This is a genomic window from Streptomyces sp. NPDC006365 (assembly GCF_042870755.1).
Classification (GTDB): domain Bacteria; phylum Actinomycetota; class Actinomycetes; order Streptomycetales; family Streptomycetaceae; genus Streptomyces; species Streptomyces xiangluensis.
Genome location: NZ_JBIAHS010000007.1, coordinates 325,869 through 341,923 on the forward strand (window position 1 = coordinate 325,869; position 16,055 = coordinate 341,923).

Genomic DNA, 16,055 nt, shown 5'->3' on the forward strand with positions numbered 1-16,055 from the left:
GGCCCCGTGTCCCGCTCCCCCGGCTCGTACAGACTGTCGGCATGACCACCACAGAGACGAAGAGCAGCAGCGTCAGCAGGGCGCGGGGCATGGTGCTCGCGGGGGCGCGCGGACTGGGACTCGCGCTGGTGCTGCTGCCGGGGGCGGTGCTCTGCTTCACGCTCTCCCTGGTTTCGATCGCGCTGATCCCGATCGGGGTCGGGATCGTGACGACGCCGTATGCCCTCACGGGGGTGCGGGCGTTCGCGGACTGGCGGCGAGTGCTCGCGGCCCAGTGGGGCGGGGTGAGGATCCCGTCGACGTACCGGCCGGTCCCGAAGGACGCCAACCCCTGGACGCGCACCTTCGGGATGCTTCGCGACCCGGCGACCTGGCGAGACCTGAGGTGGCTGCCGGTGGACATGACGGCGGGTTTCGTCACCGCTCTGCTGCCCGCGGTCCTCGTGCTGTACCCGCTGGAGGGGTTCGCGCTGGCGGCCGGGCTGTGGCGGACGATGACGGGCGGGCCGTACGTCGAGTACGGGCCGTACTGGTACGGATTCGTGCCGGTCAGCGACCAGGCGTCCGCGCTCGGCGCCGGCGCGCTCGGCGCCGTCCTTCTCATCGTCGCCCACCGGTACGCCGTGAGCGCCTTCCAGCTCCACTTCCGCCTCACCCGGGCGATCCTCAGCCCCGGCCAGACTGAACTCGCCGAGCGCGTCAGGGTGCTGACCGAGACCCGGCGCGACGCCGTGGACACCTCCGCGACCGAACTCCGCCGTATCGAGCGGGACTTGCACGACGGCGCCCAGGCCCGCCTCGTCGCCATGGGCATGGATCTCGGCACCATCGAGATGCTCCTCGACAAGGACCCCGCGAAGGCCAAGGAGCTCCTCGCGCAGGCCCGCAAGTCCTCCGCCGAAGCACTCACCGAGCTGCGGGACCTGGTCCGCGGCATCCACCCCCCCGTACTCGCCGAGCGCGGACTGGGCGACGCCGTACGGGCGTTGGCGCTACGGCTGCCAGTCGGCACCGAGGTGGATGTGGAACTGGCGGGGCGCGCGGACGCCCCCGTCGAGTCGGCCGCGTACTTCGCCGTCAGCGAGGTGCTGACCAACGCCGTGAAGCACGCGGACGCCGATCGCATCTGGGTCGATGTGCACCACAGCGACGGCATGCTCCGTGTCGCCGTCACCGACAACGGCAAGGGCGGTGCCGGGATCGGCGCGGGTTCGGGACTCTCCGGAGTCGAGCGGCGACTGGGTACATTCGACGGCGTCCTGGCCGTCAGCAGCCCCGCGGGCGGTCCCACCATGGTGACCATGGAGATCCCTTGCGAGTTGTCCTAGCCGAAGACCTCTTCCTGCTGCGCGACGGACTGGTGCGGATGCTCGAGGCGTACGACTTCGAGATCGCGGCGGCGGTGGAGAGTGGGCCCGAACTCACGCGGGCGCTCGCCGAGTTGGAGCCGGACGTCGCCGTCGTCGACGTCCGGCTGCCGCCTTCGCACACGGACGAGGGCTTGCAGTGCGCGCTCCATGCGCGGCGGGAGAGACCGGGGTTGCCGGTGCTGGTCCTGTCGCAGCACGTGGAGCAGTTGTACGCGCGGGAGTTGCTGGCCGACGGGACCGGCGGGGTCGGCTATCTGCTGAAGGACCGGGTCTTCGACGCCGAGCAGTTCATCGATGCCGTACGCAGGGTCGCCACGGGCGGCACCGCGATGGATCCCCAAGTGATCCAGCAGCTGTTGTCGCGGCGTCAGGCGGAGAGCAGGCCACTGGGGCGGCTGACGCCGCGCGAGCGGGAGGTGCTGGAGCTGATGGCGCAGGGCCGTTCGAACGCGGCGATCGCGGAGCGGCTGGTGGTGACAGAACGGGCCATTGCGAAGCACACCTCCAACATCTTCGCGAAGCTGGACCTTGAGGTGTCGGACGATGACAATCGCCGCGTTCTGGCCGTTCTCGCTTATTTGGACCAGGGCCGCTGAAAAGGAATCGGCGGAGGGCCGGAGAGGACTCGCGGAGGGACCGGCAGAGGACCGGTACAAGACCGACATGGCGAACCGGTATAAGAATTGGCTCGCACCGAAGACTCACTGAATAAGAGTCAGTATTCCCCCCTCAACTGCCGTTGAAACAGGGGGTTCTGTTCCCCTTGAGCCGGAATTGCTCCACCAATCTCTCACCAATTTCTGATGACGCTGAACACCCCATGAGCCCCTTGCGTATTGAACGACGCCGCTTCACCTCCTGTCGGGCGCCTCAATGCCCCGCAAGGAAGCCAGAGGAGTTCCATGGGACGCACAAACCGAAAACGCCGCTCCACGCTCGCCAACCGGGCGATAGCCGCATCGGCGGCTCTCGCGCTGGGTGGCGGCGGCTTGCTGGCGGCCAACATCTACGCTTCTGCGGGAGAGGAGAACTCGCAGCAGAACGCGCAGACGACCGCCGCAGGGGTGGCAACAATCAAATGTCCGGACGTCGGCCAGTCGCTGACCGATGTGCCGGACGGCGCACGCCAGGGTGTCGACCAGGAGCTGGCGAAGCTCGACCAGCAGGTCTCGGAGGCCTACAAGCGTCTCGCGGACACGCGTCAGGCTCAGGCTGGTGACTCCAGCTACGTCGACAACGCCATCCTCGGCCCGCTGAAGGCCAAGCGGACGGCCACCATCGACCGGATGGCCATCAACATCCGGAACGCGGGCGGTCAGCCTCCGCAGGGGGCCGAGCAGATGGCCCAGTGCGAGGGTGTGCCGGCTGACCAGATCAACAACGGTGGAGACCAGGGCGATGGCCAGGGTCAGGACCAGGGCGATGGCCAGGATCAGGGCCAGGACCAGGGTGACGGTCAGGACCAGGGCCAGGACCAGGGTGACGGTCAGGACCAGGGCCAGCAGGGCGGCCCGGTGGCGGCCGACTTCCAGGACATCACCCAGGTCCAGCCGAACGGCGGCCCGCAGGGTGTGGGCGGAAACGGGCTCGCCGCGAACGGCGACTCCGGTTCTACGGGCAGCTTCACCACGAGCTGTGGCACCAACGGGAACGACAACCACAACTCGGACAACATCATCGTCGCTCCGGGTGTCGACAACGGCGCGCAGCACACGCACGACTACGTCGGCAACCAGGACAACAACGCCTTCACCAGCGACGAGCAGTTCCTCCAGGCCGACACCAGCTGCGAGAACCAGGGCGACAAGTCGTCGTACTACTGGCCGGTGCTGCGCCTGCAGAACGGTGAGGACGAGTTCGACGCTAACGACCTCGGTGGCGGTGCGGAAGGCAACATCGGCCCGATCCAGGAGGCCACCGAGGCGGAGCTGAAGTTCGTCGGCAACAAGGCGAGCGATGTCGTCGCGATGCCGCAGGCCCTGCGCATCATCACCGGTGACGCCAAGGCCTTCTCCAACGGCCTCGCCAACGCCAACACGAACTGGAGCTGCACCGGCTTCGAGGACCGGCAGTTGACGGACAAGTACCCGATCTGCCCCGAGGGCAGCTCCGTGGTGCGGACGTCCAACTTCCAGAGCTGCTGGGACGGCCAGAACATCGACAGCGCCAACCACCGTGACCACGTGGCCTTCGTGCAGGCGGACGGCAGCTGCCCCAACGGTTTCCAGGCCATCCCCCAGCTCCAGGCCCGTCTGGTCTACGACGTTCCGGCGCCGCAGATCGAGAACGGACAGGTCGTGAACCCGTTCGCGGTGGACGGCTTCCCGACCGAGCTGCACAAGCCGATCACCGACCACAACGACTTCATCAACTTCTTCGACGAGGAGACGATGAACCAGGTGGTCGAGTGCATCAACAGTGGCCAGGATTGCCAGTAGCAACCCGGTAGCACACCAGGAAGCCGGCGGTGGGTTCTCCCACCGCCGGCTTTCGCTTGTCCTCGAAGTGCCCCGGACCCGGGCGGTCAGCCGTGGTGACCGCCCTTGTTGTGACTGCCACCGGGGTTCATGTGTTCGGACCCCTCCTCCATGATCCCGCCGAGTTGGCCGCGCAGCGCCGTGACCGTCTTCTCCTTGCCGATGGCGACCCACTTGCGGCCGACGAGGTAGTACCCGCCGTAGTCCTTCGCCCCGTTCAGCCACTCGCGCTGACCGCGGTCGGTGGCGAACGTCGCGAGGACGAACCTGCCCCCGGAGTTCTTGCAGATGGCCTGCCGGATCGTGTCCTCGTCCATCTGCATGTTCGGCTTGCAGCCGGCCTGGCCGGCGATCTTCTCCAGACTTCCGGTCGCGGTCGCGGGGACCTTCTCCCCACCGTCGTCCGAGCCGCAGCCGGTCAGCACCAGCAGCGCGGCGGCTGCTCCGGCCGCGGCCAGACCGTGTCGCGTCAACCTCATCTTTTCCTCCGGTCACGTCCGGCGACATGAACTCCACGCCGCAGAGAGCCCCGGCAAGGGCCCTGTACTCGATACGGCTCCCGGGCGCCCCACGCTCAATCGGCCCCCCACCGAACCACACACCCGGCCCCGGCGGCCATCTCCCACAGACACCCACCCGACACCCGTCAGACGCCCACAGACTCACGGAGTGAGGCGCTGGACATGTGAACACCCTTGCGGGACCGTCCCGTTGGAGGCCGGATCCGATCGGTAAGGTGTTCGCATGACAACCGGGGTACAGGTACGCCGCAGGATGGGTGTCGAGGAGCGGCGGCAGCAGTTGATCGGCGTCGCGCTCGAACTGTTCAGCCGACGCTCGCCCGACGAGGTCTCCATCGACGAGATAGCGTCGGCCGCCGGTATCTCCCGGCCCCTGGTCTACCACTACTTTCCCGGCAAACTCAGCCTGTACGAGGCGGCGTTGAAGCGGGCGGCGGACGATCTGGCGACCCGGTTCGTGGAGCCGCAGGAAGGTCCGCTGGGCGCGCGGCTGCTGCGGGTGATGCGGCGGTACTTCGACTTCGTCGACGAGCACGGGCCCGGATTCTCGGCGTTGATGCGGGGCGGCCCGGCCGTGGGCTCCTCCACCACCAACGCCCTCGTGGACGGCGTACGGCAGGCCGCATACCTCCAGATACTGGCGCATCTGGACATCAACCGGCCGCCCGCCCGGCTGGAACTGGTCATCCGCTCCTGGATCTCACTCGCCGAGTCGACGGCCCTGATCTGGCTGGACGGCCGCCGTATCCCCCGCGCCGAACTGGAAGCGCAGCTCGTCCACGACTTCGCGGCGCTGACGGCGGTGAGCGCGGCGTACGACGACGAAATGGCCACGTTGCTGCGCCGCATGCTCAAGGACGAGCCGGCCGAGGGCCCGTTCACGGACCTCGTCGGCCGGCTGATCGCCCTCGCGTCGTAGGCCTCTGGCCTTATTCCTCGAACTTGGTGTACGAGGCGTCGAGGTCCCGCACCTCCGCGGAGGCATGCAGCGTGATCCCACCGGCGGGCTTCACATGGGCCCGTAGCAGCTCCAGCGTCCGCTCGGTCAGCGCTGCCTTCGTCTCCTCCGTACGGCCGGGCAGAAGCGCGACCGTGACATGCACCAGTGCGTGCCCGTCCGCCTCCGCGCCGATCACAAGGTCCTCGGCCGGCCGGAACCGCGTCTTGCACGCCTCCAGCTTCGCGGCAGCCGTCTCCACCACCATCGTGTGCAGCGCGAGCGCGAAGCCCTTCCGGTCGAAGGCGTCGCCAAGCGGCACCGAGTAGTCGACGGTGATCTGCGGCATGGGCACTCCTGTTCTACGGCTCTTGCCGTCAGCCTAGCCTGTGGCCTGCGAGAAGACCGCGACGCTGCGCGCCGGGACAGCGAAGGCACCGGACTCCGTCTCGTACGACGAAGCCTTGACGACCGGGTCCGAGCCCGCGGCCTGCACCGGATGCAGCGCGTACGCCCTCCCCGCGAGCGCCGCGACTCGCTGGGTCTGCCGGTCGGGCGTCGCGTTGAAGACGACGACCAGATCGCCGAGCCGCATGGTGATCACTCCGGGCGTCTCCTCCTTCCCGGACAGCGGGAAGGACAGCTTCGACTGCACCTGGTCCGCCGTGTCGAGGGAGAAGGCACCCTCCGTCGTACGGATCCTGAGCAGCTCCCGGTACGCCGCCGAGGCACCGTCGATCTGCTCGCAGCCGACCTTGACGCTGCCGAGCAGGGGCTTGGCGTACGGCCACTTGGTCGCGTTGTCGGCCGCCATCGGCAGCCCGCGCCCGAAGCCGTTGCCGTCGGCGCAGTTCCAGTGGATGGCGTTGAACCAGTCGCCGCTGTCGTAGGAGTTGCGGTCGAGGGACTTGGAGCGCAGCAGGTCGGTGCCGGCCTGGGAGAGCGCCGGGCCCTGCGAGAGAGTGGCCGTGGCCATGGCGAGGACCTGCATACGGGCGCGGTCGGCCGCACTCGTCGAGGACGGCAGCTTGAAGGCGAGCGCGTCGAACAGCGACTCGTTGTCGTGCGCGTCCACGTAGGCGAGGGCGTCGCCGGGCGCGTCCGCGTAACCGGCGGGTGCGCCGTTGTAGTCGACCTCGGAGCCCTTGACCTCCTTGCCGCTGGTGTCGGTGAAGCGGTAGGCGGCGAGGTTGCCGGACAGGCCGACCTTGATGAGGTCCTGGTAGTGCAGCAGACGGGCCTTCTGCTCGTCCGAAGTGCCGTTGTTCTCCGAGGAGTTGGGGTCGCTGTAGAGACCGGAGGCGAAGCCCTGGACGCCCGGGTCCTCGTCGAACGGGCCGCCGCCGCGTACCGCGTCACGGGCCCGGTCGGAGAAGGTCGCGATGCCGGTGCCCGCCATGTTCTTCTGCGTGGCCTGCACAAAGCGGGCGTCGTCGGCCACCTCGCCGAAGTTCCACCCCTCGCCGTAGAGGATGATCTCCTTGCCGTCGACGCCGTCCTTCTCGAGGGTGAGGGCGTCGAGTGCCTTGCGTACGGCGAGGATGTTGGCCTTGGGGTGGTGTCCCATCAGGTCGAAGCGGAAGCCGTCGACCTTGTACTCCTTCGCCCAGGTGACGATCGAGTCCACCACCAGCTTGCCCATCATGGCGTTCTCGGGTGCGGTGTTGGCGCAGCAGGTGGAGGTGGCAACGGAGCCGTCGGCGAGCAGCCGCTGGTAGTAGCCGGGCACGATCTTGTCGAGCACGGAGGTGTCGGCCTGCCCGCTGGAGGCGGTGTGGTTGTAGACCACGTCCAAGACGACCCGGAGCCCGTCCTCGTTCAGGGACTTGACCATCTGACGGAACTCGACCGTACGGTCCGTACCCTCGGGGTCAGTGGCGTACGAGCCCTCCGGCACCGTGTAGTGGTACGGGTCGTAGCCCCAGTTGTACGCGTCCTTCGCGGCGGTCTTCGCCACGCACTCCTGCTGCTTGTCGGAGTCGGCCGGGTACGAGGCGAGGTCGCAGCCGGGCGTCGCCTGGTCGGACTTCTTCTCCGGGATCGTGGCGATGTCGAAGGCGGGCAGGAGATGGACGTACGAAGTCCCGGACTCCGCAAGCTTCTTGAGGTGCCGGGAGCCGTCGCTGCCCTTGTCGGTGAAGGCAAGGTAGGTGCCGGGGCGCTTCGCCGTCTTGTCCTCGACGGAGAAGTCCCGGATGTGCAGCTCCTGGATCCGGGCGTCCTTCAGCGGGACGGCCTTCGGCTTCCTCAGGCCCGACCAGCCGCTGGGCGCAAGGGACTTGTCGGCGAGGTCGACGACGAGGCTGCGCTCGGAGTCGGTGGTCAGGGCGAGTGAGTAGGGGTCGGTGACCTTGTTGGTGACGACCTTCTGGACCGTCGGCGCCCAGACCTTGACCACGTACCGATAGGGCTTGTTCTTCCAGGACTTGGGACCGGTCACCGACCAGACGCCGGTGTCACCGTCCCGCTCCATCGGCACGACCTTCTCGCCGATCTCCAATGACACGTCCTGGGCCGTGGGCGCCCAGACGGAGAGCGCGGGCTTCCCCTTGCGGAACACCGGACCGAGGCCCGCCTTCGTCGCGTCGTACACATCATCGAGTACGCCCGCGAGTTGCACCCCCGTTCCGGCCACCACGGCGCCGTCGGCGGCTCGTTGGGTTGCGACGACGCGTCCGCGCAGCGCCTCGCGGACCCGGCCGCGGTCGCGTGGGTCGACCGACCAGGCGGTGTACTTCGCCAGGTGCGGGAACTTCCCCTTCTGCGCCTCGGTGAGCTCGCTCCCCCGCAGCCGCAGCATGCGGGCGTCGGAGAGGTCGCCGTCACGGGAGTACAGCAGCTGTGTGGAAGCGGCCGACCTGACGCCGTTCCAGGCGATCGTGTCCGCGTCGAGCCAGACCGCCTCGGCCTTGGTGTAGTCGGGCCCGGTGGCGACGGGCTGCGGCAGCAGGTATTTCTCCTGGCCGCTCAACAGCCACACCTCGTGGCCGTTGGCCTTGAGGTCCAACGACTGATCGGCGGGCAGGTCCTTCTCGTCGCCCTTGTGGACGATGTAGCTGAGACTGCCGGCACCCGCTGCGAGCGGCACCTCGAAGACCGCGCCATACGCGTCAGTCTTCACCGGTTCCAGGGGCTTCGACCAGTCCGTGGGGTTCGCGGCTCCGGTCCAGGTGTGCAGACCCCAGCCCTCGTAGTCACCGTCGGCGCGGTGGTAGTGCAGTACGGCCTTGGTCTTGTCCTGCGGCGGGTAAGCGCCGTCCGGTGCCGTCGTCGCCTGCCCGTCCTCTCCCTGCTCGATCCACACCTCCCCGGTGTCGGCGAGCGGGACGGTGCGCTGCGGGCCGTCCGTGGCGCCGTCGCCCTTGACGACGGTGTACGAGAGGGCATCGGCGCCCTCAGGGACCTTCAGCCAGGCGAACGCGCCGTAGCCGTCGCGGCCGGTGAAGTCCGCCACGCTGTCACCCGACGTGAGCTGCCAGCCGTCGTAGTCGCCGTCGGTCCGCCGGTAGTGGACGACGGCGTACTCGCGCTCGACGGCGCTCGGGTCCTCCGCCGCCGGCGGCCTGCCCGCCGTGGTCGAGGCGCGATCGCTCGCGGTACGGCCCGCCGAGTCGACGGCAACGGCCTTGTAGCGTACGGGAGTTCCCGCGCTCGCCTTGATCGTGTGGGTGACCTTGTAAGGGGCGTGATCGGCGGAGCCGAGTACCTGCCATCTGCCGTTGCCGGTCTGGACGGCGAAGACGACGCGGTTGAGCTGCCCGCCGTCGACGTCCGCCGAGACTTCCACGGTGCCGGTGGCGCCCGCAGGAGGAGCCTTCAGCGTGATGCCCGGCTTGGAGGCGGGTGCGTCGAGCCGGCCCGCCGCCTTGAGGACGACCGAGGAACCGGCCGGGACGGTGACCGTGACCTTCTTGTCGGCATCGCTGGTGAGTGCATCCGACGTTCCGTAGATCCCACGGAACTTCATGCTCGCCGATCCCGTCGCGAAGGTCGCCGTCCTCGCCTCCTCCGCGTTGTTCACGGCGACCACGTACTCGATACCGGTCTTCGCGTCCGTACGCGAGAAGGCGTACACCCCGGCGCCATCCGCGGCGTACCGCTCCGTCTGGACCCCGTCCGCGAGTGCCGGGTTGGCCTTGCGGAGCTTTGCGAGAGCGGTGATCTGCTGGTAGAGCGGTGCACTTGTGTCATAGGCGTCCTGCGCGTGCGTACGGTCCGTGCCCAGCTGGTCGTCGTCCAGGTAGTCCGCGACCTTGGAGCCGAACAGCGTCTGACGGGCGTCCTTGTCGCCGCCGGCGCCGGTAAAGCCCTGCTCGTCGCCGTAGTAGACGACGGGGTTGCCACGGCTGAGGAACATCAGTTCGTTGGCGAACCGGTCCTTCTTCAGCAGCTCGGCGTCGGACGCCCCGGGGCTGTCCTGCTTCAGGAAGGTCCCGATGCGCCCCATGTCGTGGTTACCGAGGAACGTGACCTGCTCGTACGCGTTGGCCTTGTCCGTCGTGTACTTGTAGTCGTCCCCGAAGACCGAGGCCAGCCGCTTCGCGCTGCCGCCTTGCGAGGCGTACGCGCGTGCCGCGTCCTGGAAGGGGAAGTCCAGCGTGGAATCGAGGCGGCCTTCGGTGACGTACCGCGAGGTGATGGACGTGTCCGACGAGTACACCTCGCCGAACATGAAGAAGTCGTCCCGCCCTTGCCTGGCGGCGTACGCGTCCAGTGCGGTGGCCCACTGGGTCCAGAACTCCGTGTTGACGTGCTTCACGGTGTCGATCCGGAAGCCGTCGATGTCGAAGTCCCGCACCCACCGCTGGTAGATCTTCTCCATACCGCCGACGACCTCGGGGCGCTCGGTCCACAGATCGTCGAGGCCGGAGAAGTCGCCGTGTGTGGAGCTCTCGCCGGCGAAGGTCGAGTCACCGCGGTTGTGGTACATCGTCGGGTCGTTGAGCCACGACGGGGCCTTGACGTTTTTCTTCGCGCCGGGCACCACGGGCGTACGCGGGAAGGACCCGGCGTCGACGGAGGGGAACCGGGCAGTCCCGTCCGCGTAGTCGGCGTCGTCGAAGGGCTCGCCGTCCTCGGTGAGGTACGGAAAGGCTCCCTTGGAGAGGTAGTCGTACGACTTCTCCTCATAGTCGACGACATCGGCGGTGTGGTTGGTGATGACGTCGAAGAAGACCTTCATGCCCTTGCCGTGGGCCTTGTCGATCAGGGTCTGAAGGTCCTTGTTCGTGCCGAAGTGCGGGTCGACCTGGGTGAAGTCGGTGATCCAGTAGCCGTGATACCCGGCCGAGACGTCGTCCCCTGACCCCTGCACCGACTGGTTCTTGAAGATCGGCGCCAGCCAGATGGCGGTGGTGCCCAGGCCCTTGATGTAGTCGAGCTTCTGGGTCAGGCCCTTGAGGTCGCCGCCCTGGTAGAAGCCCTTGTCGGTGGGGTCGTAGCCGGTGGCGAAGCGCGAACCGGTAAGCCCGCCTCTGTCGTTGCTCGTGTCGCCATTGGCGAAACGGTCCGGCAGGACGAAGTAGAACTGCTCGCGGGTGGCGTCGTGCCGGGCGGGCTCGGCGGCGAGCTTCGCGTCGGACGGAGGAGAGGGCGGGGTGTCGGCCCGGGCGGCGAGGGGCTGAACGAGCGCCGCGGCGAGCGCGGCCACGGCGACGGCCGCGACCCGTCTCACCTGGGCGGTACGGCGCGTGCGGGGCGCCGGCCATCTCGGTATCACAGGCGTGAACTCCTTGCGATTACGGCTTGATTGCGGGTTCCGACCCCTGCGCCGCGGCACGGTTTCGTCGCCGGGCGCAGGCGCGACCGTATCTCTGACGAAAGCCTTACAGCAAGAGTCTTGAAACTCGGAGCAAGAACTTTCAAGAGCGGAGTGTACGTCCGTACGTTCCGGAGGGTACGGTCGTACGCATGTCGACGGACTACTTCGCTGACGACCCGCGCACGAACCTGGAACGCATGCTCGCGGGCGACCTCTACATCGCCGACGACCCGGAGATCGCACGGCGACAACAGCGTGCGATGCAACTGGCCGCCCACTACCAGGACGCCTACATCCGGGACGCCGACGGCGCCAGGCCCCTCCTGGCCGGCCTGCTCGCGTCGGTGGGCCGGGGCGTCGACGTACGGCCGCCGCTGTACGTCGATTACGGCAGCAACATCACCATCGGAGCCCGCACCTTCGTCAACTACAACCTGACCGCTCTGGACGTCGCACGGATCACCATCGGCGAGGACTGCCAGATCGGCCCGAACGTCCAACTCCTGACTCCCACCCATCCGGTGGAGCCGGAACCCCGGCGCGACAAGCTCGAAGCCGCGCGCCCCATCACCATCGGTGACAACGTATGGCTCGGTGGCGGAGTCATCGTGTGCCCGGGAGTGACCATCGGCGACAACGCCGTCATCGGCGCCGGCGCAGTCGTCACCAGGGACATACCCGCCAACGTCGTCGCCGTCGGCAACCCCGCCCGCCCCGTCCGCAACTGCTGACCGCACATCCCTCATGGCCACCGGACACACCGATCCACAGCGGCGCGAACGGATCCTCGCCGCCACCCTCGACCTGATCACCGAAGCGGGAGTCGCCGGCGTCTCCCACCGCAAGATCGCCACCCGGGCGCAGGTGCCCCTCGGGTCGATGACCTACCACTTCACCGGCATCGACGACCTGCTGCGCCAGGCCTTCACACGCTTCGCCGACCACATCGTGGCCGTCTTCGAGCAACACCTCAGCCGAGCAGACAGCCCTGAGCAGGCCAGGGAAGCCGTCACCGACCTCATCCACACCCTCTCCGAGGGGCCTCGCCGCGATCTCGTTCTCGCCCACGAGCTCTACACCCTTGCCGCCCGCCGGCCGGAATACCGTCAGCTGACCCAGGACTGGATGAACCGCAGCCGCCACCTGCTGGAACAGCACTTCGACACGGACACGGCCCGCCAACTGGACGCGCTGATCGAGGGTCTGACCCTGCACCGCGCCCTGGCCGGCTCGCCCCACGACCGCGCACTGACACGACGGGCCGTCGACCGCATCACTGCCCCGTAGGCGGCACCCAGCAGCCCGTGGGGAGCAGCCCTGACACCGCACCCCACGGGCCCGGAGGGACGGCCGGCGTCGGCCGGCGTCAGCTTGGTGTTCAGCAGCTGGACTTGCCCGCGTGGATCGCCAGGGCCGTGTTGGAGCCGAGGGTGGCCGTGAACTGTCCCGAACTGTTCACCGTGACGGTCGTGTTGCTCTGCACGTCGCAGTACGTGCCCGCCGGGAGCGACGTCTGATACGTGCGGCTCAGTGAGCTCGACTCGTGATTGATGGCGACATAGCCCTTGCTGCCGCGCCCGAAGGCGATCGCGTCGCCCCCGTTGTCCCACCAGTTGCTGACGGACTCACCGCGGGTCGCGTTACGGAAGGCGACCATCGACCTGATCTCCGGCCAGGCGTGCTGGCACTTCCAGCCGTCCTGCCAACAGGCGTTGACCGTACCGCCGTTGGGCGGGCCCGCATCCGTGGACGAGAACTCGTAGCCGGAGTTGATGTCGGGCGCGCCGTAGGGATACGCCAGCATGAAGACGTTCGCCAGGGTGTAGTCGGCGTTGTCCTTGTAGCTGAGCGTGGAGCCGTTGCGCTCGGTGTCATGGTTGTCGACGAAGACACCGGAGACGCCACTGCTCAGGTAGCCCCAGCCCTCGCCGTAGTTCTTGAGATAGGCGAGGTTCTCGTTGTTGAAGACCCGCTTGAGGTCGTACGCGTATCGGAACTCCTGGACGTCCCCGTTGCCGGTGTACTCCGTCGGCTGGACGGCTTCTCCACTGCCGTGGATGACCTCCTGCTTCCAGTACACGGACGGGTTCGTCAGGCGGGACTTGATGTTCGCCAGGTCGGCCGCGTCCATGTGCTTGGCCGCGTCGATGCGGAAGCCGTCGACGCCGAGTGAGAGCAGGTCGTTCAGGTAGCCGGCGATGGCACCGCGGACGTACGACTCGTTTGTGTCCAGGTCGGCGAGGCCGACCAGTTCGCAGTGCTGGACGTGCCAGCGATCCTGGTAGTTGCTGATCCGGCTCGTGCAGTCGTCGAAGTCGGGCGACGAGTACAGGCCGGGATAGTCGTACTTCGTGTATGACGAGCCGCCGGTACCGGTGCCGCTGTCTGCCGACATGTGGTTGATGACCGCGTCAACGACGACCTTGACCCCGGCCGAGTGGCAGGTGTTCACCATGTTCTGGAAGGCGGTGCGGTCGCCGAGCCGGCCGGCGATCCTGTAGCTCACGGGCTGGTACGAGGTCCACCACTGCGCCCCCTGAATGTGCTCGGCAGGCGGGGAGACCTGGACGTAGCCGTACCCGGCCGGGCCGAGTGTGCTGGTGCACTCCTTGGCGATCGAGTCGAAGTTCCACTCGAAGAGGACGGCGGTGACGTCCTTGGCGCCGGGTGGGGAGGCCTGGGCCGCGGTCGGGGTCATGACAAGAGCGGCGGCGGCCACGAGTGTGAGGGCGCCGGAGAGGGTTCTTTTGGCCATGTGGGGGTCCTTCTTCGTTGAAGGCGCCATGGGATGTGGCGTTGAAGGTTCTTGCTGCAAGAAAGCTGAAATCTTTCAGCGGAGCTGACGGTACGAGCCTGTTGTTCAAGGGTCAACCCTCTGGACACGGCTTCGTCACCCGAGCGAAATCCCTTCACGCTCAAGGTCGTTGACCACTGTGGGCAACGGAAAACGGTTCGACGAGCCGGGGCGGGACGGGCCATGATCCGCACTCGTGACGACGCCGAAGCAGTTCCTCGTCCAGGCCGCCGCGCGCAACAACGCCGAGTGGTGCGCAGCAATGAGCCGATCGCACGGCTTGGCAGGCGAGTCCGGGGATGAGGCATGGACGTCGCGGGTCCGCACGCCGCCGTACTACCCCGACGCTGTGACGCTGGTGTCGGGCGCCGACCCGGCTGCGCTGGTGGCCCGGATCGACACCATGGCGCCCGGCGCCTCCGTCAAGGACAGCTTCGCAGACCTCGACCTGACCGAGGCCGGCTTCCGGGTGCTGTCCGAGGCGCAGTGGATCCACCGCCCGGCGGGTGCGCCCGGCATCGTGCCGGATCTCGCGTGGGACGTGGCGGGGGACCCGGACGCTCTGCGGGCGTGGGCGCTCGCCTGGGACGACGGGGACGGAAACGTGGATCTCTTCCGGCCCCAACTGCTCGCTGACGCCGAGACGTTCGTGCTCGCCGGGTACTCCGCGGACGGCGAGGTGGTCGCCGGAGCGGTGGCGACCCGCAGCGACCAGGTGGCCGGAATCTCCAACGTCTTCTCGCTGGACGGCGGCCCTGACGTGGCCTGGCCGGTCGTACTGGGTGCTGTGCACCGGCTGTTCCCCACCCTGCCGGTGGTCGGCTATGAACACGGCGACGACCTTGCGGTCGCCGTGCGCCACGGCTTCGAGCCGGTCGGTCCGCTGCGGATCTGGCTGCACGGCTGATCGGCGCCCGGGCCGCCGTTGGCGGCCACTGTCAATCGCTAACGGCGCTACGGGGCAACCGGATTGCTCGCCCGAACTTCAACTCCACACCGCGGCCCGAAGTGCGGCGCCGGGTCCGCAGTAGGTTGTCCGCGGAATGTGACACCTCCCACCGCGAGTGTCACATTCCCGCAGACACCTACCTGCCTACAGCGGACTCGCCAACTCAGTCCCCGCCGCCCCCACCGCCGCCGCCGTCGCCTCCACCGCCACCGTCGCCTCCACCGCCGCCGTCGCCGTCGCCGCCGCCACTGCCCGCATCCCAGCCGTCCCCGGAGCCGCCGCTGGAGCCGTTGTCGTCGCTGCCGGGGCCGAGGTGGGTGAACCAGGGCTGGTCCCAGTCGGGCTCGTCCCTGGACGGGGCCCGGCGGGCGCGGAAGCGGACCGTGCCTGTCGCGTCGCCGAGGCCGAAGGCGACCGCGAAGGTGTGGGCCATTACGGCATCCAGCGGGTCGGGGCTGTCGTGCCGTACGTCCGCGAGAGGAAGGAGCACCGTGCCCGGCACGAACGCGCCGGGCCGGGGGCGAGTGAGGAGGGCCACGGGATGGCCGTTGCAGGTCAGGCGGGAGGACCGCGCGTTCTCGCGCGTCAACTCCCAGCGGCGCTGCGAGATCTCGACGACCACGCGGCGCTTCGACTTCCGCACGGCGAAGGTGGCGGCCAGCATGGCAGGTGTTTCGCCCACCGTCAGCAGCAGCCCTCGGCCGGGATCTCGGCGGTCGGCCGACACTCCGTGCGGGGCCCGGATCCGTACCGCGAGCGCCGACGGCGACCAGACGTCGACGCGCACGGACCGCCGGTCCACCGCCACTATGACCGGCCCGCCCGGGCCGTCGGCGACACGCCGTGCCATCCACAGGGGCACGCCCTCCGCCCGCGCCCGGTCGGCGAGCGCGGCGACCGCCGCCGGGCCACCGGCATGATGTACCGCCATGTCCCCAAGGACCTGGGCGAATTCGGCGGCCCGGCGCGCCTTCACCGGTTTCGTGGATCCGGTGATACGCGTGACCGGCACGATTCCTGTGCCGGAGGCGAAATGCGCGAACGGCCGCTCGGAGCCACCGCCGCCGAGCCATTGCCCGCGCAGATACGCCTCCGCCATGGCCGCCACATGCAACTCGGCCACCGGAGTCGTCCTGCTCCCCACCTTCAGCCCGCCCTCGGTCACTTCGACTGTCCTGGCCAGCGGATTCCAGGACTGTTCCGCGTACACGGCCTCACTCACCTGTGCGTCCCCCATGTCTCAGGC

General features: G+C 68.3%; 12 protein-coding genes. 7 read left to right on the top strand and 5 right to left on the bottom strand.

From position 1 onward, the window contains the following. The first annotated feature begins 41 nt into the window (after positions 1–41). The 3 genes from ACFYO0_RS21755 to ACFYO0_RS21765 all read left to right on the top strand — a co-directional run bounded on the left by ACFYO0_RS21755 (position 42) and on the right by ACFYO0_RS21765 (position 3,808). Positions 42–1,328 (top strand): sensor histidine kinase, encoded by a 1,287-nt coding sequence (locus ACFYO0_RS21755; RefSeq protein ID WP_388678298.1) that lies wholly within the window; start codon positions 42–44, stop codon positions 1,326–1,328. After that, a complete protein-coding gene (locus ACFYO0_RS21760) occupies positions 1,313–1,966 on the top strand; it encodes a LuxR C-terminal-related transcriptional regulator (RefSeq protein WP_388678301.1) in 654 nt (217 codons plus the stop codon). Before ACFYO0_RS21755 ends, ACFYO0_RS21760 begins: the two co-directional genes overlap by 16 nt. A 306-nt stretch (positions 1,967–2,272) precedes the next feature. Further along, positions 2,273–3,808: a DUF1996 domain-containing protein gene (locus tag ACFYO0_RS21765; RefSeq protein WP_388678304.1), complete on the top strand. Its 1,536-nt coding sequence runs from the start codon at positions 2,273–2,275 to the stop codon at positions 3,806–3,808. Between the two features lie 86 nt (positions 3,809–3,894). On the opposite strand, the gene ACFYO0_RS21770 is transcribed toward ACFYO0_RS21765, so the two are convergent. Beyond that, positions 3,895–4,326: a hypothetical protein gene (locus tag ACFYO0_RS21770; RefSeq protein ID WP_388678307.1), complete on the bottom strand. Its 432-nt coding sequence runs from the start codon at positions 4,324–4,326 to the stop codon at positions 3,895–3,897. A gap of 265 nt (positions 4,327–4,591) precedes the next feature. On the opposite strand from ACFYO0_RS21770, the gene ACFYO0_RS21775 reads away from it, so the two are divergent. Continuing rightward, the gene (locus ACFYO0_RS21775) at positions 4,592–5,287 is read left to right on the top strand and encodes a TetR/AcrR family transcriptional regulator (RefSeq protein WP_388678310.1); all 696 of its coding nucleotides are present in this window, start codon (positions 4,592–4,594) and stop codon (positions 5,285–5,287) included. A gap of 10 nt (positions 5,288–5,297) precedes the next feature. Here ACFYO0_RS21775 and ACFYO0_RS21780 read toward each other — a convergent pair whose 3' ends face one another. Both ACFYO0_RS21780 and pulA read right to left on the bottom strand, forming a co-directional pair. Continuing rightward, positions 5,298–5,654, bottom strand: coding sequence for a 5-carboxymethyl-2-hydroxymuconate Delta-isomerase (locus tag ACFYO0_RS21780; protein WP_388678313.1), 357 nt, complete (start codon positions 5,652–5,654; stop codon positions 5,298–5,300). 33 nt (positions 5,655–5,687) lie between these two features. After that, positions 5,688–11,024, bottom strand: a complete 5,337-nt coding sequence (pulA, locus tag ACFYO0_RS21785; protein ID WP_388678315.1) for a pullulanase-type alpha-1,6-glucosidase — start codon at positions 11,022–11,024, stop codon at positions 5,688–5,690. A 191-nt stretch (positions 11,025–11,215) separates the two neighbouring features. Between pulA and ACFYO0_RS21790 the strand changes: the two genes are divergently transcribed. Further along, on the top strand, positions 11,216–11,797 hold the full coding sequence (locus ACFYO0_RS21790) for a sugar O-acetyltransferase (protein WP_388678318.1): 582 nt from the start codon (positions 11,216–11,218) through the stop codon (positions 11,795–11,797). A gap of 13 nt (positions 11,798–11,810) precedes the next feature. Further along, entirely contained in the window at positions 11,811–12,353 is a 543-nt protein-coding gene (locus ACFYO0_RS21795) for a TetR/AcrR family transcriptional regulator (RefSeq protein ID WP_388678321.1), read from the top strand. A 91-nt stretch (positions 12,354–12,444) separates the two neighbouring features. Here ACFYO0_RS21795 and ACFYO0_RS21800 read toward each other — a convergent pair whose 3' ends face one another. Continuing rightward, the gene (locus ACFYO0_RS21800) at positions 12,445–13,821 is read right to left on the bottom strand and encodes an alpha-amylase family protein (RefSeq protein WP_388678324.1); all 1,377 of its coding nucleotides are present in this window, start codon (positions 13,819–13,821) and stop codon (positions 12,445–12,447) included. 235 nt (positions 13,822–14,056) lie between these two features. On the opposite strand from ACFYO0_RS21800, the gene ACFYO0_RS21805 reads away from it, so the two are divergent. Further along, on the top strand, positions 14,057–14,767 hold the full coding sequence (locus ACFYO0_RS21805; RefSeq protein ID WP_388678326.1) for a hypothetical protein: 711 nt from the start codon (positions 14,057–14,059) through the stop codon (positions 14,765–14,767). 205 nt (positions 14,768–14,972) lie between these two features. On the opposite strand, the gene ACFYO0_RS21810 is transcribed toward ACFYO0_RS21805, so the two are convergent. Continuing rightward, entirely contained in the window at positions 14,973–16,046 is a 1,074-nt protein-coding gene (locus ACFYO0_RS21810; protein WP_388678328.1) for a hypothetical protein, read from the bottom strand. Positions 16,047–16,055: the final 9 nt, after the last annotated feature.